Origin of the sequence: Lachnoanaerobaculum sp. MSX33 (assembly GCF_000512995.1) — a bacterium.
GTDB lineage: Bacteria > Bacillota > Clostridia > Lachnospirales > Lachnospiraceae > Lachnoanaerobaculum.
Map to the genome: position 1 here is coordinate 1 of NZ_AZXX01000078.1, position 22,876 is coordinate 22,876.

Consider the following 22,876-nt stretch of genomic DNA (forward strand, 5'->3'; position numbering starts at 1 on the left):
TTTTCAGTCCGAAAATAATAAAGGGGAGTCACACGAAAGTGTGGCTCCCCTATTTACATATATTGAAATAACATGTAATATAGTAGTATATAGACTGTGCGTAGATTGTGTTAGAATACGATATGAAAAATATAGTATTTTTATACAAAATATTAAATTTTGGGAGAGTTTATCATATGAGTAATTTTGAACTTAAAGATTTTGAACAAAAAATGAATGAATTACTTGACTTTGACGGCATTGTGCTTGCTGTATGGGGCATGAAGCCGAATCACAATAAAGAAAAGTTTGCTGTAAGTTTTGATATCGGCATAGATTTGATTTTTGATTTATTATCATTCACAGAGTATGATTTTGAAGAAAAAACTTATGAGCCTAATGTAAGTGATATATTTATAATAAATACATTCTATGAATGCCTGATGAATTTTTCCGATATGACGGTAGAATATGTAGGTGAAAATGAAATAAATATATATGTACCGGTAGGAGATGCGTATGCACAACTTGAGATAAGGGATATAGAGTATCTTACTGTGACTGTTACAAGTTATAAAAAAGTGGCATTTTGTAAAGGTGAAAAGCCGGTCAAGATAGGAATATATGATTTTGATGCAATGAGATATGAAAAGTTCCCTGAAAACTTTGTTAAGGGAGATTCTAAATTTTATTGCTTCGGATAGAAGCAGAACAGAATAAAAAGGTAGCAAAAAGGCTTTTTTAAGCCTTTTTTGCTACACTGTCTCTGATGATTAAGTTTCCGGTAATTAAAGTTTTTACCGATTTATTCTTGGGGTCTTTTTTTATTTTCAAGAGTTGTTCCACAGCAAGTTTTCCTATTTGCTTTCTTTGTACATGAACTGTAGTAAGAGCAGGTGAAGAAACTGCAGAATACGGTATATCATCAAAACCTATTATTGAGATATCTTTCGGTATTTTTACTCCCTTTTCTTTTAAAGCCTTTATAGCACCGAGAGCAAGAGTATCATTGTCAGCAAAGAAGCAGTCGGGAAGCGTATTTAAATCGCCAAGCTGTTCTAACATATCATTATAAGCACCGATCATAGTTGGAGAGATCATATAGGTATGCTCTTTTACATAATCCATTTCAAGCCTTTCCACACTCTCTGTGAATCCTTTTTTCCTCAGTTGAAAATTTTCAGAATATATATTTCCACCGATGTATCCTATGCTTGTGTGTCCGCATTTTTTCAGATAATCAAGAGCAATATAGACATTCTCTTCATTATTCATACAAACACTGTTGCAGGTGGTATATGGGCAAACATTGTCTACGACCACATAGGGAATGGAGATGGAATCAAATAGTGGATACAGTTCCGGAGTAAACTCGGTACCTATCAGTATAATACCTTCGTATTGACTAAGATCCGTTTCCGACAGAAATTTTTCAAAGCTTTCCTTATGTACTCTCAGAACCATATTTAAATTTTCTTTTTGAAGTCTGCTCTCTATTGCGTCCAGTATTCCGGCTATAAACCCTTGATTTTCTTCAACAAAAACACCGCTTCTGTAATATTTGAGAACCAGTACATTTTTATTTTCTGTAATTTTTTTTCTTTGCTGAGGGTAATAATTATATTCCTTCATTGCCGCCAACACTTTTTCTCTTGTTTCTTCACTGACGCCTTTTTTTTCATTTATTACTATGGAAATAGTGGCAGGAGAAACATTTATCAGTTTTGATAACTCTCTAATGGTCATAGTATTCTCCAAAGAAATATTGTTCACTAAACAATAATTGTTTTCAGTAATCATAATACTATTTCAAAAAAATATTGTCAAATCAGAATATATAAGAAACTGAACATGAGATGTGCAGAACCATGCATGAAAAATTTATCTTTGGTGATTATATACTATAAAGAATATTATTTTTGTTTATAAAAACATGTTAAACAGTTTGAGTTTAAGTTTATTAAACGATAAAAGGAGATTAAAAACAGTTGCTATACAATATGTATAATAATATTATAATAATATATGCATAAGATAGAAATAATCAGATTGTATTGACATTTAAACATAATAATATTATTGTTTATATAAACAATAGTTCTTGATTTGTTAAATATTTAGTAAACAAGGAGGATGATATGAGAAAGGTCAAGAAATTAGTTAGTGCGTTGTTAATCGGTGCAATGGTTAGTGCTCCACTGATCGGATGTGGTGGAGGAACTACAAAGAGTGCAGATACTACTACTGCAACTGTAGCGGACTCTAAGGCTGAGGAGAGCAAGACAACTGACGGAAGCAATCCTGTAGCGGGTAAGAAGGTAGCATATATTATGATTATGCCTTCAGCTACTATCTTCCAGATGTGGAAGGATTCATGTAAGAAGCTTTGTGATGAGCTTGGAGTACAGTTTGATTTCTTCTTCTGTGACGGTGATTTTAATAAGTGGCAGGACACTATAAGAACATGTGCATCTGCAGGCTATGACGGACTTATAGTAAGTCATGGAAACCAGGACGGTTCATATGTATTCTTAAAGGGCATCTTGGATGAATACAAGGATTTAAAGATTGTTACATTCGATACACAGTTCTATGCGGACGGTGAATACAAGAAGCTTGACGGTGTTACTCAGATGTTCCAGCAGGATAAATCTTTGGTAACTGTTCTTCTTGATGAGATGGTAGCTAAGTATGGTGAAGGTGTAAGACTTGTAAAGGTATGGAGAGGTCCTAACTACAACAGCCCGTTTGACAGAAGAGAAGAAGGTTGGCAGGAGTATGAGAAGGCCGGAAAGATCGTAACTGTAGGTGAAGTACAGCCTTTACAGGATTCTGTAGACTCTGCAAACACTGTAACTGCAGCTTATCTTCAGAGTTTAAAGAGAGAAGATGTTGACGGTGTTATCGCATACTACGATATGTACGGACAGGGTGTATATAATGCGCTTATTGAAAACGACAATATGAACGGTAAGAACGGTGATGCACTTCCTATGGCATCGGTAGATATTGATCCTGTTGATATTACAAATATGCAGACAAGACCTGATATATGGACAGCGGCAGGAACAACAGACTGGACATTAAACGGTGAGATCGCTATGAGACTTCTTTTACTTGAGATGGCAGGAGAGTATGACAAGATCTATGATCCGGCAACAGGAGAAATGGGAGTTGATGTTGTAGAGGTTCCGGGTACAGCTATTAAGGCATCAGATTTAAAGACAGATTCAAATGTAGAGAATCTTGGAAATGTAGCAGGAGAAACTTATGGTAATCTTAACTATCTCTCGGAAGCGGATTGGATGCCGAAGGATCTTTTACACAAATAATAGGGATGTAAATATAAGGCTGCTAAACAGTAGCGACTTATAAAATTAATGAATGAGGTGAGTTTATCAGATACATTTACTTTTATTTTTAAAAGTCATTGAAATTTTGATGACTCACCCGTTTTAGATTGGATAATTATGGACAGAATAAAGTTAAGCACAAAAAATGTGTCGATAGAATTCCCGGGAGTAAAGGCCTTAGAGAATATAAACTTTGAGGTAAGTACGGGAGAGATAAGGGCTGTTGTAGGAGCAAATGGTGCCGGAAAGTCCACGCTTATGAAGGTATTATCAGGTGCCAATCCTACATACACCGGAGAAGTATTATTAAATGACAAAGATGTGGAGCTTAGAACTCCTGTAGATGCAAAAAAATGCGGTGTTCAGATAGTGTATCAGGAAGTAGATACAGCACTGTTTCCAAACCTTACCGTAGCTGAGAATATCATTCAGGGTGATTTGGTAATGGATAAGGGAAATGCCATCTTAAACTGGGGAGAGGTCTATAAAGAGGGTAGAAAAGCTCTTGACAGACTTCATATCAGTAAGGAAAGGATAAATGAAAGGGATCTGGTTTCGAAGCTTTCACTTGCAGATAAGCAGATGGTACTTATAGCAAAGGCAATCAGAAGAAAGTGTAATTTCCTGATACTTGATGAGCCGACGGCGCCACTTAGTAATCAGGAGACAAAAGAGCTTTTTGAAGTTGTTGAGCATTTACACAAAACGGAGAATATAGCAATACTGTTTATTTCACATAGATTAAACGAGATACTTGAGATATGTGAAAGTTATACAGTAATGAGAAACGGAAAGTTGATCGGTACATATCCTATAGAAGAGTCAACTACCACAAAAGAAATAGTGGAACTTATGCTTGGAAGAACTTTTGAGGAAGCGTACAAAAGAGAAGAAATTCCTATAGGTGACACTATTTTTAAAGCAGAGAATTTGAGTGAGATCAACGGAAGAATAAAAGATATAAACTTACATGTAAGAAAAGGTGAAATACTTGGTATAGCGGGGCTTGTCGGAGCGGGTAAGTCTGAACTTTGTAAAACTCTTTTCGGAGCATATAAGAGTACCGGAAAAATCATATTAAACGGTAAAGAACTGAATCTAAAAAATCCTGCACTTGCAGTTAAAAATAAAATAGCACTGGTACCTGAGGAGAGAAGAAAAGAAGGTGTACTTGTAGAAGAGAGTGTAAGCTTTAATTTATCTGCGGCATCCTTGGAAAAGTTTTGTAAATTGTCTTTCATAGACAAGAAAAAGGTAACAGATAATGCAAAGAGTTATATACAAAGTCTTAATGTATCAACACCAAGTGAAAGACAGCTTGTAAAGAAACTTTCAGGCGGAAACCAGCAAAAGGTTGCTGTAGGAAAATGGTTGGCTGCAGATTGCGAGCTTTATATATTTGATGAACCTACAAAGGGTGTTGATGTAGGTGCAAAGCAGGATATTTTTGATCTTATTCATGAGATAGCAAAAAAAGGAAATGCAGTTATATATGCAACTTGTGAGAACCAGGAGCTTTTGGCCCTCACAGACAGAATTTATGTAATGTACAATGGCGGTATAAGTGCAGAACTTATTACAAAAAATACAAATGAAGATGAGATAATGTTTTACAGCGTAGGTGGTAAGCAAAGTCAAGAGGAGGTAGTTTGATGGAACGCAAAAAATTAATAAAATTTGGTATAGATTGGGCTGCTATCCTGGCACTTGCTCTATGTTTTATAGCATTTACAGCAATTAAAGGCACGGCGTTCATGTCACAGAGCAATATGGTAAATATTCTAAGGGCAATGGCAATAACCACGGTATTCGGTATTGCAGCTACAATTACCATGGCACCTGACGGATTTGATATGTCGGCCGGTACTTTGGGAAGCTGTTCAGCTTACGCATTTGTATCATCATACCTTTGGTTTGGACAGTCACTGTTTATGTCGGTAGTAATAACTATAGTGACAACTTTGATTTTATATCAGCTTACCATGTTTCTTATTCTGGTTTGTAAGATACCGGATATGCTTGCGACTTGTGCTTTGATGTTTGTTCATCAGGGACTCGGACAGTGGTATATAGGAGGTGGTGCAGTATCCACAGGTATGAGAACACCATGGAATGCAGAACCTCTTAGAACAGCTCTTTCAGATTCTTTTTCGGCAATAGGAAGAGCACCTTGGATCATTATCATTATGCTTGGATGTGTGCTTGCCGCATATATCTTCCTTGATTTTACAAAGTTTGGAAGATATTTGTATGCAATGGGTGGAAATAAGGAAGCCGCAAAACTTTCAGGTATTGATATTAAGAAATACAGATATGTAGCAGGTATGATAACTGCTGTATTTATAGCTATCGGTGGTATTTTAGTTTCATCAAGAGGAAGTTCTGCACAGGTTATGTGTTGTGACAACTATTTGATGCCTTCACTTGCAGCGGTTTTCGTTGGAAGAACTGTAGGAGGTGCTGAAAAACCTAATGCTCTTGGAACAATGATTGGCTCAATGCTTGTATCTACACTTGAAAACGGACTTACTATCTGTGCAGTACCTTTCTTTGTATTGCCGGCGGTAAAGGGTGCGGTACTTGCTTTGGCACTTATAGCGGCATATGCATATAAGAGAGAATAATATAAAAGGGAGTCAGTATGAGTAGATTTGACACATATTTTCAGATGGAAGAAAAGGATATAGTTGAGTATACTTTATTAAAAGCTACATCCATAGACTGGGATAAGGACAGCATGAAGGCTGTTATACCTAAAGAACATGGGAATTTAAACTATGTCTACAGAGTAACGGATAATAAGGGACATTCGATTTATATAAAGCAGGCAGGTACCGAAACAAGAATCTCAAAGGATATGAAGCCTTCCAGAGACAGAAACAGGCTGGAATCGGAGATTTTAATGTTACAGGAAAAATTTGCAAGCGGAATGGTACCATATATTTATTTTTATGATACTGTGATGTGTGCCTGTGGTATGGAGGACTGTTCAGATTTTTTGGTAATGCGTCAGGCAATGCTTGAGCATAAAATATATCCTCATTTTACAGAAAAGATAACGGACTTTTTGATAGAGACATTACTAAAGAGCAGTGATGTGGTAATAGACCATAAAGAGAAGAAGGTAATCGGAGGGAAACTCGTTTCACCTGATCTTTGTGATATTACGGAAAAGCTTGTTTTTATGGAGCCATACAATGATCTCAATCATAGAAATAATGTTTTTCCTCCAAATGCAGACTTTGTAAATAAGGAGCTTTATGAGGATAAGGCATTGCATTTTGAAGTTGCAAAGCTTAAATTCAATTTCATGACAAATGCACAGGCGTTGATTCATGGAGATTTGCATACAGGTTCTATTTTTATAAAAGAAGACGGCTTAAAAGTATTTGATCCGGAGTTCGGTATACTTGGACCTTGTGGATATGATATCGGAAATGTTATAGCAAATCTTATTTTTGCCTATGACAACGGAATTGCTTACGAAAAGAAAGAGTTCACTGATTGGATTCTTAAATCAGTGGAAGAGGTCATAGATTTATTCATAGAAAAGTATAATAAATATTATGACGAGTGGGTAAGTGAGCCGATGGCAATGGTAGAAGGCTTTAAAGAGTACTATCTTGACGGTATTCTTAGAGACACGGCAGGATTTACCGGAACAGAGCTTCACAGAAGAACTGTAGGAATGGCTAATGTTACAGATGTAACTACAATTGAAGATGAGAAAAAGAGACTTGTGGCTGAAAGAATAAATATTTTGGCAGGTAAGGAGTTTATACTGAAAGCGGACAGCTTTAAATCCGGTAAAGATTATGTAGACACTATACTAAAGTGCAAAGCTTTGGCAGAGGAGTTATAAATGGGTATTGAAGAATTTTTTGACAATATAATCTCAGTGAAGTTGACAGAAGGTGGAGAACTGAATATTATTGACCAAACCCTTCTGCCGGGAGAGATAAAGAGAATAAACTTAAATACAAAGGAAGAAATCTGGGAAGCTATAAAGAAGCTTAGAGTACGTGGGGCTCCTGCAATAGGAGTATGTGCGGCATATGGTATTGCAAAGACGGCTTCACAGATAGAGGCAGACAACTATGCTGATTTTGAAAAAGAGTTTTTGGAATTAAAAGAGTATTTTGCCTCTTCCAGACCTACAGCGGTAAATCTTTTTTGGGCACTTAACAGAATGGAGGATGCCCTGAAAGCAAATAAAGAAAAAAGTATTGATGAGATAAAGGAAGCTTTATTTAAAGAAGCTGAGGATATCAGAAATGAGGATGTTGAAATAAGCCGTGGAATAGGAGCTTTGGGATTTAAGCTTTTAAAAAAGCTTAAAAGAAACGGTAAAGAGATCGGTATAATGACTCACTGCAATGCCGGAACATTGGCAACAGCAAAGTACGGTACGGCGACAGCGCCGATGTATATGGCACTTGAAAACGGATTTAACGGTGATGATATGCATGTCTACTGTGATGAGACCAGACCTCTCTTGCAGGGTGCAAGGCTTACAGCATTTGAGCTTAGTAATGCCGGAATAAAGACGACATTGCAATGTGACAATATGGCATCTATTTTAATGAAATCGGGTAAGATAGATATTATATTTGTAGGTTGTGACAGAGTGGCAAGAAACGGTGATGCGGCAAACAAGATCGGTACATCCGGACTCGCTATTATAGCAAAGCATTACGGCATTCCGTTCTATGTATGTGCACCTACATCAACTATTGATATGAAGGCTGAAAGTGATAAGGACATCCCTATAGAGATAAGAGATGGGGAAGAGATTACAGATATGTGGTATAAAGAGAGGATGGCACCTGAGAATATAGGTGTATATAATCCTGCATTTGATGTTACCGATCATTCACTTATAACAGGTATTATTACCGAAAAGGGTATTTGTAAATATCCTTTTGATAAGGCATTTAAGGAATTGGGACTTTAGGACAGATAGGAGATAATATGAAGAAGATAATCAATGTTCCTGAGAATTATACAGATGATATGTTAAAAGGCATTTATAGTGCACATAAGCAGGTTAAGTATGTAGCAGATGACCTCAGATGCTATTGTATAGCAGATAAAAAACCCGGTAAGGTGGCAATAGTAACAGGTGGAGGTACCGGACATTTACCGCTATTCCTCGGATATGTAGGTGAAAACTTGCTTGACGGTTGTGGTGTGGGAAGCGTTTTTCAGTCACCTTCAGCAGAGCAGATATATGAAATATCAAAGGAAGTGGAAGCAGGAAGCGGAATACTCTATCTATACGGAAATTATACCGGAGATATTATGAACTTTGATATGGCGGCAGAAATGCTTGAGATGGATGATATAAAGACCAGAAGCATCGTGGGAGCTGATGATGTACTCTCAAATAAGCTGCCTGAAACCAGAAGAGGTGTTGCGGGTATATTCTTTATGTATAAGTATGCGGGTGCCGCTGCAGCCGAGATGGGAAATCTTGATGAAGTATATGAGGCTGCAAATACAGCTAAACAAAATACAAGAACTGTAGGATTTGCATTGACACCATGCGTTATTCCTGAGCTTGGACATGCCAATTTCTCTTTGGCGGAGAATGAAATGGCATTCGGTATGGGAATTCACGGTGAGCCGGGAGTTTGGAACGGAGATATAAAGAGCGCAAAAGAACTTGCAGATGAAGCCGTGGGAGAAATCCTTGATGATATAGAAATAGGAAACGGTGATGAAGTTGCAGTACTTATAAACGGACTTGGTGCAAGCAGCATAGAAGAGCTTTATATACTTTCGGGAGAAGTAAGTGAGATATTATCATCAAAGGGTATCAAGATTTACAGAACCTTTGTAGGTGAGTATGCAACAAGTATGGAGATGGCAGGTGCATCCATATCTATTTGTAAGTTAAACAGTGACAAGGAAAAGGCTTGGCTTGATATGGAAGTAAAGACTCCATTTATCAGATTATAGGAGTTGTTATGACAGAGATTAGAATAGAGGATCTTCCGGAATTATTTGAGTCTATAGCTAAGGTGTTTGTCGAGAAAAAAGATGAACTATGTGCAATGGATGCAAATATGGGCGACGGTGATCTTGGGCTTACTATGAGTAAGGGCTACAGTGCAATGCCTGATCTTATAAGAGAAAATACGGTAGAAAATAATGTGGGAAAGACATTGTTTAAGGCAGGCATGAAGATGGCTTCAGTGGTACCCTCAACCATGGGTACATTGATGGCAAGCGGTATAATGGAAGCCGGCAAGTCATTAAATGAAAAGGATAAGATAGATGCCAAAGATTTGGCGGTTTATTTTGAAAGCTTTGCAGCAGGAATCAAGAAAAGAGGAAAATGTGAGGCAGGAGACAGAACAATATATGATGCACTTTTATTGGCAGGTGAAAGAGCAAAAGCAGCAGCGGATGGAAGTTTGCTTGATGTAGCAAGTGCGGCACTAAAGGGTGCGGATGAAGGTGTTGAAGCTACAAAAGATATGTTGCCTAAGTTTGGCAAGGCTGCGGTATTTTCCGCTAAAGCAAAGGGCATTGCAGATCAGGGTGCTGTAGCGGGATATCTGATGGTAAAGGGAGTATGTTTATTTTTAGAAAGTAAGAGTTGATAATGAAGGTACTTAATTTCGGTTCACTAAATCTGGATTATGTATATGATGTAGATCATTTCGTGAGAGAGGGAGAGACTATATCCTCAGCAGACATGAATGTATTTTGTGGCGGAAAGGGGCTCAACCAGTCTGTAGCCTTGGCAAAGGCAGGTGTTAAAGTATACCATGCCGGAGCAGTGGGAAGAGCGGACGGATCTATGCTTTTGGAGGCACTTTCAGAGGTAGGAGTCGATATATCTTACGTAAAAAGGTATGATATGTCATCAGGACATGCCATTATACAAAAAAACAGTGCAGGTAATAATTGCATACTTTTGTATGGTGGAGCAAACCAAAATATAGACATTGAATTTATCAAAGAGGTATTAGAGGATTTTGATAAAGGAGATATACTTTTACTTCAAAACGAGGTGAGCAATCTTGCATTTATTATAGATGAGGGAGCGGCTAAGGGAATGAGCATTATTTTAAATCCCTCACCTCTCAATGAAAAGATATTTGAATGTGACTTGGAGAAGGTGGAATATCTTATACTCAATGAAATAGAAGCTTTTGATATACTCGGAGTTGCTTGCACAGATGAAGATGAACTTGTAGAGAAATTGACAAAAAGATTTCCAAACACCAAGATAGTGCTCACATTGGGAGAAAACGGCTCCGTATATGTGGACAAGACGCAGAAGATAAGACAGGAAATATATAAGGCTGATGTTGTTGACACTACGGCAGCAGGTGATACCTTCACAGGCTATTTTATAGCAGGGCTGGTTGCAGGTACAGATGTATCAGGAGCACTCAAACAGGCCGCAAAGGCTGCAAGTATAACAGTCAGTAGAAAAGGAGCCTCACCAAGTATTCCGTTTGCAAAAGAGGTTTGTGAAAGACTTTAGAAATGTAAAATGCCACAAAATCATTATAATAGATGATTTTGTGGCATTTTTAATATTTTATATAAAGTTAGTACATCTGCAGGAAATAATAAATTGAAAAATTACTTCAATATATTATATTCCCTTAATAACTTATATCTGTAATCTTTGTCGGTGTTGGCTCTGCGAAGTTTATCAATATTCCCTTCGTTTAACAGTAATTCATTAAGCTTACTTACCATATCGGCACCTTCCTGCCTGCCTTGTTTCAACCCTTTTTCCAGACCCTTTTCCAGACCTTGCTCCAAGCCTTTTTCGATTCCTCTATTTTCAATAATATCAAGAACTTCACACATATATTTAGCCTCCTTTTCATTAGCTTCATTTATTGAATCTTCAAATCTATTGTCCCCTGTCATAACGGACATAAGGGTTAGCAGTTCATTTATATGCTTTATTGTATAATCTTTTGGATTATAGGAGTTGTTTGTTCGTATCTGATGCAAATAATCAACCAGTATCCGGAAATCACTTTTAAATAATGCTGTCTTTTCCTCCTCCAGGTATGCTATCTCAAAAAGATTGATTTTATAATCATTGACAAAAGGTTTTAATCTGTCATCAACTTTAACAATATCGAGTATATTAATCGGATAGTTCCATCTCTTTTTGTATCCTAAATATAATACCAAGGTAATCACGGGATATTTAGTCTTATATCTATGTCGTTTTTTAGTTTGTCTTCCATACTCTATACCGTCATAACTGATTACTCTTAAAGGCATTAACTTATCAGGTACAGTTTGATTTTCAAAACCGAATAAAGCAATATTTATACGGCTATGTTGCCAATACTTGGAAACATCTCTATCCTGAGAATGGACGCTACCGTCAATCTTTAACATGCTGCTTGTAGGTGTATCAAGTAGAGAATTTTCATCCACTACATTTTCACCATTAAATAAAAGTACATTTACTATGTCGGAAAAGACATCGTTGAATTGTTCCAACATCTTTTGTGATATATCTTTCTCTTGCATATTTCGCTCCTTTATTATATCAAAGAAATATTTTAGAATCCACGTTAGGGTGAAACTTAAGAATATAAGTATAGAAATTTTATAAAAAAGCCATGCAGGATTATTGTTAAATCCTTTTATATCTTTATTATACCAATTAAAAATCTTATTACAACACTGTAATTTAAGACTAAAATTATTTTGATATAGAAAATAAATTACAAGAATAAATATAAAGGAAATATAGAAATGCAGGTATTTTTAAAGGACAGCTAATATAGTAAAATAAAATTATAGAAAAAAGATAAGAGGAGGAGATATGCTGGAAGCTTTGTGGGCAAAGAAAGAAGAAAAAGATGGATTAATGTATTGGTTACCGCTTACGGCTCATTTAGAAGATACAGGAAGAATTATGGGACTTTTATGGGAACATTGGATGAGTGAGGGACAAAAGGGAACCATTACAGATGATACAGATATGGGAAAGCAGATTGCAATATTTATAGGTGCAATTCATGATATCGGCAAGGCAAGTCCGGCTTTTCAGCTAAAGAAAGGTTTTGCGAATTCTAAGGACTTAGATAAGGAGTTGACAGAAAAACTGGTAAGGGCAGGGTTTATAGGTATAGACTCACAGGATTTGCTTTCATCACCTGAAAAAACACCACATGGACTTGCAGGAGAGGTGATATTAAGTGTATTAAGCGATAGATTTAAAAAGGAAAATGACATAGGATCTATAGTAGGTGGGCATCATGGCAGACCTATAGATAATAAAAGTATGATCTCCGACACACTTAGTTCATTTAAGAAAAATCTCTTTCAAAGTGAAAATGAGAGCAGTGACATATATAAAAAATGGTTAAGTGTACAGACAGATATTTTAAACAATGCATTAAAAAATAGCGGCTTTGAAAGATGTGAGGATATACCGATACTCTCACAGCCTGCACAGGCAATGCTTCTTGGACTTTTGACAATGGCAGATTGGATCGCCAGTAATACATACTTCTTTCCGCTAAAAGAAATATTTGATGATACTAATATTGATATGAATAAGAGATGCGAGCATGGTTTTACAAAATGGAAATATTCAAATCAAAGTGATATGTGGTTACCTGAAGTATATGCTGATTGTAAAGGCTTGTTTAAGGAGAGATTTGGATTTTTACCAAGGGATGTACAGCTAAAATTTGCACAGACAATCAGTGATGCTAAGAATCCCGGACTGATAATACTTGAAGCTCCTATGGGACTTGGGAAAACAGAAGCGGCACTTGTGGGTGCTGAAGAGCTTGCTGTAAAGTCAGGAAGAAGCGGGCTGTTTTTCGGATTACCGACACAGGCGACATCAAACGGTATATTTCCAAGAATAATCAGTTGGATAAAAAAGCAGAGTGTGGAATTAGGTGAAAAAAGAGGATTAAGGCTGGTACATGGCAAGGCTTTTTTAAATGAAGAATATAATAATCTTACGAGTGCTTCAAGTATAGATGTTGATGGAGATAATGAAGGTAGAGAAGGTTTTGTAGTAAATCAGTGGTTTTGTGGTAAGAAGACGGCCATAATGGATGATTTTGTAGTAGGTACTGTAGATCAGCTTTTGATGATGGCACTGAGGCAAAAGCATTTGGCACTAAGGCATCTTGGTCTCAGTAAAAAGGTTGTAGTAATAGATGAGGTACATGCTTATGATACATATATGGATCAATACTTGAATATGGCACTTGAATGGCTTGGAGCCTACAATGTGCCGGTAATACTGTTGTCTGCAACATTACCGAAGAAAAGTAGAGTGGATTTTATAAAACATTATTTGACGGGCAAGGGAGTTAAGTTAAGCAAAGAGGATATGAGCAGTCTGATGGTAGAGGATTACCCTCTGATTACTTACACTGATAATTATAAAGCATTAACTGTAAAGGATTTTGCGCCGATAGAAGATAAGAGAATCGAGATAAAATATACTGATACCGAGAGTTTGCCTAAGCTGATGGAATCCTTGCTTGACGGTGGAGGTAATGTCGGTGTTATTGTAAATACAGTGAAGAAAGCACAGAATATTGCCAAAGAGCTGTCAGAAAAGTTTGGTGATGAAAATGTTATGTTGCTTCATTCTTCGTTTATAGCTACGGACAGAGTGAAAAATGAAGAAAAGCTGATGAGATATCTTGGGAAAGACGGAGACAGACCGGATAAGCTGATTGTAGTAGGAACGCAGGTTATAGAGCAGTCTTTAGATATTGATTTTGATGTAATGATAAGTGATATTGCACCGGTAGACTTATTGATACAAAGAATGGGAAGACTCCATAGACATACAAGGGATAATAGACCAAGGAAACATAAGAAACCTGTACTATATGTTTTAGGTAATGACAAAAACTTAGAATTTGAAACCGGCTCAAAAGCAGTATATGGAGGATATCTCTTAGCAAGAACCGGCTACTTTTTAGGTGACAGCATAAGACTTCCAAGTGATATATCAAGGCTGGTACAAGAAGTCTATGATGAGAATATAGAACCGGATCTACCTGATGAATTAAATGAGAAGTATAGTGAATATAAGATAGAATATAAGGCTTTGGTTAACAGTAAAGAAAGCAGAGCCGGAACTTATAGATTAAGTAGCCCCGTATTAAAAAAACGCATATCTAAGGAACCAAATCTTATAGGATGGCTTAATAATCAATCAAGGAATTCCGGCGAGGAAGAGGGTAACTCACAAGTTAGAGATACACAGGATACTATAGAAGTAATTGCATTAAAGAAGATTAAAGACGGTTATACTACATTTGACAGTAGTGAGGATATGTCAAACAATATTGAAGATGTAAAAACAGCAAAAAAACTTGCAAGTTGTACAATAAAACTTCCAAATAAGCTCTCAAAGTCCTATAATATAGACAAGACTATACGAGAGTTAGAAGATTTTTACATAAACAATTTGCAAAAATGGGATAATTCGGCGTGGTTAAAGGGAACTTTATGTGCAATGTTTGATGAGAATAACGAGTGCAGTATAAATGGAGTAAATATGATATATGACGAAAAATACGGTTTGATATTAAAGGGGGAAAATGATGCCAAGGTATAATTTATTGGATGAAAAGTGGATTCAGGTTGCAAGTAAGGATACTGTAGAAAAGGTTTCTATAAAAGAACTTTTTGCCGATGCAGCTAAGTACAAAGAATTAGCCGGAGATATGAAGACTCAGGATTTTGCAGTAATGAGAGTTATGTTGGCAATCCTTCATACAGTCTTTTCAAGGTTTGATTCAAATGGAGATCCATATGAGTTTTTCGAAGTGGATGAGAAGAGTTTTTTACAGACTGGAGAGCTTGAAGAAAATGATTTGGAAGATTATGAAGATGCATTGTATCAGACTTGGATAGATATATGGAATGCTAAAGAATTTCCAAAAGTAGTGTATGAGTATTTGGAAAAATGGAGAGAAAGGTTTTTTCTATATGATGACAAATACCCTTTCTTTCAGGTGACAAAAGAGGTGATAGAAAAGGATGCCGCCGGTGGTGGAGAGTTTTATGGAAAAAATATAAATAGGCTTGTTTCGGAGAGCAATAATAAGCAGGCATATTTTTCACCTAAAGATGAATCTTATAAGGAATATATTGCTGATGATGAATTGGCAAGATGGCTTATAACATTACAGGGCTATATAGGTACATCTGACAAGAAAAAGGTCGGATTTGCAAAGACATATTCCAAGGGGTGGCTGTATGATTTGGGAGGAGTATATCTTCAGGGCAATAATGTGTTTGAAACATTGATGCTTAATTTTGTAATTGGTCATAATGAAAACAACAATTTATTAAAAAGTCAGAAACCATGTTGGGAAGCAGAAACAATAGAGAAAAATATAGAGTTGTATTTTCATAATGGAATTGACAATATTGCTTCACTCTATACTGCCTGGTGTAGAGAAATATTTATAGATCCGAACAGAACAAAGGAAGATAAGTTTGTATGCTTTATAGCAAAGTTGCCTGAGATAGAACACTCAGATGCTTTTTTAGAGCCTATGACAGTCTGGAAATATAATGATACCGGTGAATATAAGGATAAATATAGACCAAGAAAGCATGATGCAAATAAGTCAATGTGGCGAAACTTCGGACTGTTAACAGGAGTGGGTGAGGGCACAAGAAAACCCGGAGTTATAGAATGGCTAAATAAACTGTGTGATATATCGGAGTCGGAAGAACTGGGATTTAACAAGGAAAATATTACATTGTGTGCAGTATGTATGTTGGATGATGGCAATGCTACTTCATGGGCACCTATAGATGAGGTGGAAGATACTCTTAACCTTAAAGAAAGAGTATTGGTAGACACCGGAGATAACGGTTGGATAATTAGAATAAATAAAACTATTTCAGATACAAAAGCAATAATAGATACAGTATTAAAAAGGTTCATATTTGACTTATTAGAGATAAGAAATATGGAGAAGTCGGATGTATCAAAATATGTTGAACAGTTTTATTTTAGAATAGACCTATCGTTTAGAAATTGGATTGAAAGCATTGATATTGATAATGACAAGGATACAAAAGAAATTGAATGGCAGAATGTTTTAAAAAAAGCTATGAAAGAGTATGTGGATGAGTTAGTGTCAAATGCCGGATTAAGGGATTATAAAGGTATAGAGACAAGTACCGGTGTAAAGAATATTGCAACGATATATAATTCATTTTTATATAGATTAAATCAAAATTAAGGAGGTTAGATGGAGAGTGTAAAAAGTGTTATCGGGAGAATTCTTAAAGAGCTGTATGCTATGCAGGAATATTCCACAGGAAAGGCAATACTTTCCAGGCTAAGGAATTCTATCGGAAGAGACTATGCCGATATGGCGGATATAATGCCTGTTGTTTTTGAGAAATTGCCTGAAAGCTTTCTTGGAAACAGTAAGAAGATGACTGATGAGGAAATTTGTATATTGAGCTGTTTACAGCTGTATGCAATACATCAGCAGGGGGAAGATCTTTGCGTCAATACTACTGAAGACGGTTACAGTAATGTAGGAACAAGTCTAAAGTTACTTAGAGTAGGTGATGATACTACAGCACCGGACAGAAGATTTAATGCAATGATTACATCAACAGATTTTGATGAATTGACAGTACATTTAAGGCATTTGATAAGGTTATTAAAGTCAAAGCAAAAAGGTGCAAGGATTGACTATGGCAGACTTGCAGAAGATTTGTACCGGATAAGGAAGAACAAAAACAAAGACAATATTATTTTAAACTGGGCAAGGGAATATTATAAGTTCAATAGTAAAGGAGAATCAAATGAACAGTAGATTATTTTTGGATATGCATATTATACAGACATTACCACCTTCAAATATTAATAGAGATGATACAGGTAGTCCAAAGACAGCTCTATATGGTGGAGTAAGAAGAGCAAGAGTAAGTTCACAGTCTTGGAAGGCTGCAATGAGAAATTACTTCAAGGAAAGTGGAGAAGTAGCTAATGTAGGTGTAAGAACAAAAGATATAGTAAGCTATGTTGCCGGAAAGATTAGAGAAATAAATAGTACGATACTTGAAAAAGAAGCTATGGATAGAGCGGCAGAGGCGATAGAAAAAGCCGGAATAAAACTGAAAGATAATAAAGATAAGAGTGCCAAAGAAGCTAAAGCTTTATTCTTCCTTGGAGAAAATCAGGCAAGAGATATTGCTAAAATAGCAGCGGAAGCAGAAGAGGATGCAAAGGGTAAGTTGGTACTGGATAAAGATTTATTGCAAAAAGTTTTAAATGATAATGTTGCGATAGATATAGCACTATTTGGAAGAATGGTGGCTGATGATCCAAGTTTGAATGAAGATGCATCTTCACAGGTAGCTCATGCAATTTCAACACATGGAGTACAGACTGAGTTTGATTATTTTACTGCGGCAGATGACCTTTCACCTGAGGACAATGCCGGTGCAGGTATGATTGGAAATGTTGAATATAATTCATCAACATTATATAGATATGCAAATGTTTCACTTCATGAATTTTTACATCAACTTAAGGACAAAGGTAGTATGATAAATGCAACTAAGCTTTTTGTAGAAGCTTTTGCCAAGTCATTGCCTACAGGAAAGGTAAATACATTTGCCAATCAGACATTGCCAAGTATATTGGTGATTAATTTGAGAGAGGATAGACCGGTAAGCCTTGTAAGTGCATTTGAATCTCCTGTAAAATCAGAAGAAGGATATGTTGCAGGTTCTATAAAAAGAATGTCGGATGAGATGGAAAAGATACAAAAGTTCGTACAGAAGCCTATAAAGACACTTTATTTAGCGATAGATAACATGAATATTGCAGATGGTGAGGAAGTAGATTCACTGGATGAATTACTTGAAAAGCTTGGAGCAGAAATAGAAAATTATCAATTTAGCTAAGGGGTGAAAATGTGAAAACTATATTATTGAAGTTTGCAGGACCTATGCAGTCTTGGGGAACCGACTCACATTTTGAAACCAGACATACAGATCTTTATCCGGCAAAAAGTGCAGTGATCGGACTAATAGGGGCTGCACTTGGGATAAGGAGAGATGATGCAGCTATCAAAGAACTGGAAAAGATAAAGTTTGCAACAAGGATTGACCAAGAAGGCAGTCTTTTAAAAGATTATCATATTGCAAGGAAATATAAGCCAGGTGGAGATTTTGATAGAACTTATGTTACAGAAAGATACTATCTTGAAGATGCTGTATTTGTAGTTGCGATATCACATGAGGATGATAATCTTATAGAGAAAATATATGAAGCTTTGAAGAGACCGTATTTTCAAATGTTTTTAGGAAGAAGATCAATACCGGTTTTGGCAGATTTTATTCTTGGAAATTTTGACGGTGATATAAGTAGCATATTGGGAAAATGTGAGTGGCAGGCAAAAGATTATTATAAGAAAAGATATAATAAAAGTCAGAAAGCATTGGATGTATATTGTGACAAGGGCATTTTTGATAATGCTGACAGAGAAATATTAAGGCAGGATAAGGTTATATCTTTTGCAAAGAAGAACAGGCAGTTCAGTTTTAGATATGAAGATCATGCAAAGATTTATGTAAAAAATAGTATGTTTGAAGATGAAGATACAAACCATAATATTTTTGATTTGGTAGGTGAATGATATGTATATTTCAAGAGTTGAGTTAGATATATACAATAGGCAGAAGATAAGAGATTTGACGCATCTGGGAGCTTATCATAATTGGGTAGAACAAAGCTTTAAAGAAGAGAGCGGGGTAAGAAACAGGAAGCTTTGGAGACTTGATAAGATAAATGATAAGAAGTATTTGTTGTTGGTAAGTGGAGAGAAGCCCGATCTGAAATTGCTGGAAAAATATGGTGTGACCGGCAGTGCAGTAACAAAGGAATATGATGCATATATAAGCAAAGTGAAAAATGGTATGAAGTTACGCTTTAGACTTGTAACAAATCCTGTACATGCAGTGATGGAGGATGGCAAGCGAGGCAGTGAAAAGCCGCACATTACAGCAGAGTTTCAAAAGAAGTTTTTTATTGACAGAGCTATAAAAAATGGTTTTGAAGTAAATGAAAATGAAGTGAATATCGTAGAGAGGGGATTTGAGCTACTAAGAAAATCCGGAACGAAGCCGATAAAAGTGGTAAAAGCCACATTTGAAGGGGTATTAACAGTAGTTGATGAGGATAAGTTCAAATTACTATTGGAGAATGGCTTCGGTAAGAAAAAAGCTTATGGATTTGGACTCATGACAGTAATACCGATGTGATAGTAGGTGTGAGTATGGAAAAAGCTAAAATAAATGAACTTCCCAGAATAAGTGACAGAGTTACATTTATCTATATAGAGCATGCCAAAGTGAACAGACAGGATGGAGCTATAGTGGTATCTGACAGTAGGGGTACTGTCAGAATACCGGTAGCAATGATTGGAGCATTGATGTTGGGACCGGGAACGGACATTACCCATAGAGCAATGGAGCTGATAGGAGATATGGGTACAGGCATAATATGGGTAGGAGAAAAAGGTGTACGACATTATGCACATGGCAGAGCATTGACTCATTCTACCAGGTTTTTAGAAAGTCAGGCAAGATTAGTTACAAATGTTAGAAGCAGAGTGGATGTTGCAAGGAAAATGTATATGATGAGATTTCAAGGGGAGGATGTCTCATCATATACTATGCAGCAGCTTAGAGGACATGAGGGTACGAGAGTCAAGAGATTATATACGGGATTGTCAAAAAAATATAATGTTGAATGGACCGGCAGAGATTATAAGGTGGATGATTTTGCAAGCGGATCTGTTGTAAATCAGGCATTATCGGCAGGTAATGTAGCATTATATGGGCTTGTTTACAGTGTGATGGTAGCACTTGGAATATCTGCAGGGCTTGGTTTTGTACATACAGGTCATGATTTATCATTTGTATATGATATTGCAGATTTGTATAAAGCAGATACAACGATTCCATTAGCATTTGAAATAGCAAGTGAGTTTGGAAAAGAAGATGATATTGGAAGCATTACCAGAAGAAAGGCAAGGGACATTTTCGAAGAAAAAAAGCTTGTAAAGCAGATTGTATCAGACCTGCAGTATTTATTGGATATAGGTGATGACGAAAAGCTTGAAGGGGAATTTTTGGGACTTTGGGATAATAAGGAGCAACTTGTAAGTTATGGTGTGAGTTATACTGAGGTGATGTGATATGCCGTTTACAGTTATTACATTGAAAAAAGTGCCACAGGCCCTCAGAGGTGATTTGACCAAATGGATGCAGGAGATAACTACAGGAGTCTATATTGGAAATTTCAACACAAAGGTAAGAGAAAAGCTTTGGAAGAGGGTGAAGGAGAATGTCAAGGACGGAGAGGCGACTTTGAGTTTCTCTTACAGAAATGAACTTGGTTATCAGTTTGATACTAACAATACAAGCTTTTCAAATATCGACATGGATGGTATACCTTTGGTTTTTATTCCAAATGAGAATGTAGATGAAAAAAGAGAAATAAAACATGGGTTCAGCAATGCGGCAAAGTTTAGAAATGCTAAAAAATATATGACACATAAGAGTAAGCTTGATTCTAAGGATTTTGTTGTAATAGATATAGAAACTGACGGTTTGGATAAAGAGAAAGATGTTATTATCGAAATAGGTGCAGTAAAATCTGAGGGTGGAATAATAAGTGAATTTCAAAGTCTGATAAGCTATGAAGGAACATTACCAAAACATATAGTTGCAATGACAGGTATTACCACTAATATGCTTAAAACTAATGGTAAGAGTGTAGATGTGGTATTAAAGAATTTTAAGGAATTTATAGGTGATTTGGATATCATAGGATATAATGTAAGTTTTGATATTGAATTTATAAATATTGCACTGTCAAAATTTGAACTTGAAAAACTTGAAAATAAACGATATGATTTAATGAAGTTTGTAAAAAATGAAAAACTATTTTTGGCAAACTATAAATTACAAACTGTGATAAAGGAATATGGGGTTGGTGATGAAGTACCACATAGAGCATTGGAAGACGCAAGGCTAATATACAAGCTTGCTGTAAAAGTAAACAAATTCAGGGATTTATATAGTCTGACATAGCGTGTTTAAGGGATCTTATTACTGTGTTCCCCGCGTAGGCGGGGGTGATCCCAGGCGAAGAGTTGGAGTTTATAAGCTTTGAACGTGTTCCCCGCGTAGGCGGGGGTGATCCTGCGACTGGGTCGTAGGGGCTTGCCGTGTTGGCGTGTTCCCCGCGTAGGCGGGGGTGATCCCGAGTTGAAAATTTTTAAAAATGAAGCATTTGGGTGTTCCCCGCGTAGGCGGGGGTGATCCCCTGATTTGAAACAAATTTCTTCATATGCACCTGTGTTCCCCGCGTAGGCGGGGGTGATCCTGCCCACACAACACCTACTAAAGCTCCTACACCGTGTTCCCCGCGTAGGCGGGGGTGATCCCCGACAACAAAAATATATGTATCACCTATTACAGTGTTCCCCGCGTAGGCGGGGGTGATCCCGGTGCTTTCCTTGCCTTGCGTCCGTCATTTATGTGTTCCCCGCGTAGGCGGGGGTGATCCTACTGATTTATAACTATATCAATTATCAAAGCTAGTGTTCCCCGCGTAGGCGGGGGTGATCCCTGGAAATATTATCAGAATGGGAATATTGTAACGTGTTCCCCGCGTAGGCGGGGGTGATCCTACGGCAAAAGTAGGCAGTTTAGTATTTTTTAAGTGTTCCCCGCGTAGGCGGGGGTGATCCCGCATTGCAGATGGCAGGGAAAAAGCAATATTAGTGTTCCCCGCGTAGGCGGGGGTGATCCTGAGATAGAAAAAATGATAGTCCAACTAGGTATGTGTTCCCCGCGTAGGCGGGGGTGATCCCAGAGACGATGACAGAGGTTATAATAATACTACGTGTTCCCCGCGTAGGCGGGGGTGATCCTGGAACGAAACCTATTTCAAGTTGAACTATACGGTGTTCCCCGCGTAGGCGGGGGTGATCCTGAGCATCGCTGCAGGTTGTGCACTTGACGACAGTGTTCCCCGCGTAGGCGGGGGTGATCCTATGTACCTTGTTCAACAGGTAAATCAATAATTGTGTTCCCCGCGTAGGCGGGGGTGATCCCAGAAGTTCAGTACAATACTTATATGAATGATAGTGTTCCCCGCGTAGGCGGGGGTGATCCAAGAGATTTTAAAAGATTATGATAATATAGAGAGTGTTCCCCGCGTAGGCGGGGGTGATCCTCATATCAAATAAATAAATAGATTGATTATCTAGTGTTCCCCGCGTAGGCGGGGGTGATCCTCAGATATATAATAAAATTCTATATTAATATCAGTGTTCCCCGCGTAGGCGGGGGTGATCCTATCTTTATCTTACTATCCAATAACCCCAGTAGGTGTTCCCCGCGTAGGCGGGGGTGATCCTTGCTTGCGATTGTCTTATTTCTTTTTCGTACTGTGTTCCCCGCGTAGGCGGGGGTGATCCCTGCTAAGGCAAAATGGCATTGATATCGGC

The 22,876-nt window shown here is 37.1% G+C and carries 19 protein-coding genes and 1 CRISPR repeat array (1 of these 20 cut by a window edge); of the genes, 17 read left to right on the forward strand and 2 right to left on the reverse strand.

Translation table 11 applies throughout. The features are described 5' to 3' along the window. Positions 1 to 176: 176 nt before the first annotated feature. Positions 177 to 683, forward strand: a complete 507-nt coding sequence (locus HMPREF1495_RS08575; protein WP_034213837.1) for a hypothetical protein — start codon at positions 177 to 179, stop codon at positions 681 to 683. A 37-nt stretch (positions 684 to 720) separates the two neighbouring features. Here the strand turns inward: HMPREF1495_RS08575 and HMPREF1495_RS08580 are convergent, their stop codons facing one another. Further along, positions 721 to 1,725, reverse strand: coding sequence for a LacI family DNA-binding transcriptional regulator (locus HMPREF1495_RS08580; RefSeq protein ID WP_034213839.1), 1,005 nt, complete (start codon positions 1,723 to 1,725; stop codon positions 721 to 723). Between the two features lie 392 nt (positions 1,726 to 2,117). Here HMPREF1495_RS08580 and HMPREF1495_RS08585 point away from each other — a divergent pair, with 392 nt between their 5' ends. From HMPREF1495_RS08585 to HMPREF1495_RS08620, 8 genes are all read left to right on the forward strand, one after another. Then, entirely contained in the window at positions 2,118 to 3,311 is a 1,194-nt protein-coding gene (locus HMPREF1495_RS08585; RefSeq protein WP_034213841.1) for a substrate-binding domain-containing protein, read from the forward strand. Positions 3,312 to 3,449: 138 nt separating this feature from the next. Further along, positions 3,450 to 4,985 (forward strand): sugar ABC transporter ATP-binding protein, encoded by a 1,536-nt coding sequence (locus HMPREF1495_RS08590; protein WP_034213843.1) that lies wholly within the window; start codon positions 3,450 to 3,452, stop codon positions 4,983 to 4,985. After that, positions 4,985 to 5,956, forward strand: a complete 972-nt coding sequence (locus HMPREF1495_RS08595) for an ABC transporter permease (RefSeq protein WP_034213846.1) — start codon at positions 4,985 to 4,987, stop codon at positions 5,954 to 5,956. Before HMPREF1495_RS08590 ends, HMPREF1495_RS08595 begins: the two co-directional genes overlap by 1 nt. 17 nt (positions 5,957 to 5,973) lie before the next feature. Next, positions 5,974 to 7,194: an S-methyl-5-thioribose kinase gene (gene mtnK, locus HMPREF1495_RS08600; RefSeq protein ID WP_034213848.1), complete on the forward strand. Its 1,221-nt coding sequence runs from the start codon at positions 5,974 to 5,976 to the stop codon at positions 7,192 to 7,194. Further along, the gene (gene mtnA / locus HMPREF1495_RS08605; protein WP_034213851.1) at positions 7,195 to 8,286 is read left to right on the forward strand and encodes an S-methyl-5-thioribose-1-phosphate isomerase; all 1,092 of its coding nucleotides are present in this window, start codon (positions 7,195 to 7,197) and stop codon (positions 8,284 to 8,286) included. A gap of 17 nt (positions 8,287 to 8,303) precedes the next feature. After that, a complete protein-coding gene (locus HMPREF1495_RS08610; protein WP_034213856.1) occupies positions 8,304 to 9,293 on the forward strand; it encodes a dihydroxyacetone kinase subunit DhaK in 990 nt (329 codons plus the stop codon). Between the two features lie 8 nt (positions 9,294 to 9,301). Then, complete coding sequence (locus HMPREF1495_RS08615) at positions 9,302 to 9,940, forward strand: dihydroxyacetone kinase subunit L (protein WP_009663642.1); 639 nt, start codon at positions 9,302 to 9,304, stop codon at positions 9,938 to 9,940. A gap of 2 nt (positions 9,941 to 9,942) precedes the next feature. Then, complete coding sequence (locus HMPREF1495_RS08620) at positions 9,943 to 10,833, forward strand: ribokinase (RefSeq protein WP_034213861.1); 891 nt, start codon at positions 9,943 to 9,945, stop codon at positions 10,831 to 10,833. Between the two features lie 101 nt (positions 10,834 to 10,934). Here the strand turns inward: HMPREF1495_RS08620 and HMPREF1495_RS08625 are convergent, their stop codons facing one another. Further along, complete coding sequence (locus HMPREF1495_RS08625; protein ID WP_034213864.1) at positions 10,935 to 11,852, reverse strand: Rpn family recombination-promoting nuclease/putative transposase; 918 nt, start codon at positions 11,850 to 11,852, stop codon at positions 10,935 to 10,937. A 298-nt stretch (positions 11,853 to 12,150) separates the two neighbouring features. Here HMPREF1495_RS08625 and HMPREF1495_RS08630 point away from each other — a divergent pair, with 298 nt between their 5' ends. From HMPREF1495_RS08630 to cas2e, 8 genes are read left to right on the forward strand one after another with little or no spacing between them, the layout of a single operon-like run. Continuing rightward, positions 12,151 to 14,928 carry a CRISPR-associated helicase/endonuclease Cas3 gene (locus tag HMPREF1495_RS08630; RefSeq protein ID WP_034213867.1) on the forward strand — a complete coding sequence of 926 codons (2,778 nt, stop codon included), beginning with the start codon at positions 12,151 to 12,153 and terminating at the stop codon, positions 14,926 to 14,928. Continuing rightward, positions 14,915 to 16,573 (forward strand): type I-E CRISPR-associated protein Cse1/CasA, encoded by a 1,659-nt coding sequence (locus tag HMPREF1495_RS08635; protein ID WP_034213868.1) that lies wholly within the window; start codon positions 14,915 to 14,917, stop codon positions 16,571 to 16,573. The genes HMPREF1495_RS08630 and HMPREF1495_RS08635 overlap by 14 nt, the downstream gene beginning before the upstream one ends. Before the next feature lie 9 nt (positions 16,574 to 16,582). Continuing rightward, the gene (gene casB, locus HMPREF1495_RS08640; RefSeq protein ID WP_034213869.1) at positions 16,583 to 17,161 is read left to right on the forward strand and encodes a type I-E CRISPR-associated protein Cse2/CasB; all 579 of its coding nucleotides are present in this window, start codon (positions 16,583 to 16,585) and stop codon (positions 17,159 to 17,161) included. Further along, on the forward strand, positions 17,151 to 18,257 hold the full coding sequence (cas7e, locus tag HMPREF1495_RS08645) for a type I-E CRISPR-associated protein Cas7/Cse4/CasC (protein WP_034213870.1): 1,107 nt from the start codon (positions 17,151 to 17,153) through the stop codon (positions 18,255 to 18,257). Before casB ends, cas7e begins: the two co-directional genes overlap by 11 nt. Before the next feature lie 11 nt (positions 18,258 to 18,268). Next, a complete protein-coding gene (gene cas5e / locus HMPREF1495_RS08650) occupies positions 18,269 to 18,991 on the forward strand; it encodes a type I-E CRISPR-associated protein Cas5/CasD (protein ID WP_034213872.1) in 723 nt (240 codons plus the stop codon). Position 18,992: 1 nt separating this feature from the next. Continuing rightward, positions 18,993 to 19,616, forward strand: a complete 624-nt coding sequence (cas6e, locus tag HMPREF1495_RS08655) for a type I-E CRISPR-associated protein Cas6/Cse3/CasE (protein ID WP_034213874.1) — start codon at positions 18,993 to 18,995, stop codon at positions 19,614 to 19,616. A 14-nt stretch (positions 19,617 to 19,630) separates the two neighbouring features. Further along, positions 19,631 to 20,554: a type I-E CRISPR-associated endonuclease Cas1e gene (gene cas1e, locus HMPREF1495_RS08660; RefSeq protein ID WP_034213875.1), complete on the forward strand. Its 924-nt coding sequence runs from the start codon at positions 19,631 to 19,633 to the stop codon at positions 20,552 to 20,554. A 1-nt stretch (position 20,555) separates the two neighbouring features. Beyond that, positions 20,556 to 21,452 (forward strand): type I-E CRISPR-associated endoribonuclease Cas2e, encoded by an 897-nt coding sequence (gene cas2e, locus HMPREF1495_RS08665; protein WP_034213877.1) that lies wholly within the window; start codon positions 20,556 to 20,558, stop codon positions 21,450 to 21,452. A gap of 23 nt (positions 21,453 to 21,475) precedes the next feature. Beyond that, positions 21,476 to 22,876: a CRISPR direct-repeat array (repeat unit 28 nt; unit sequence GTGTTCCCCGCGTAGGCGGGGGTGATCC); it runs 763 nt beyond the window's last position.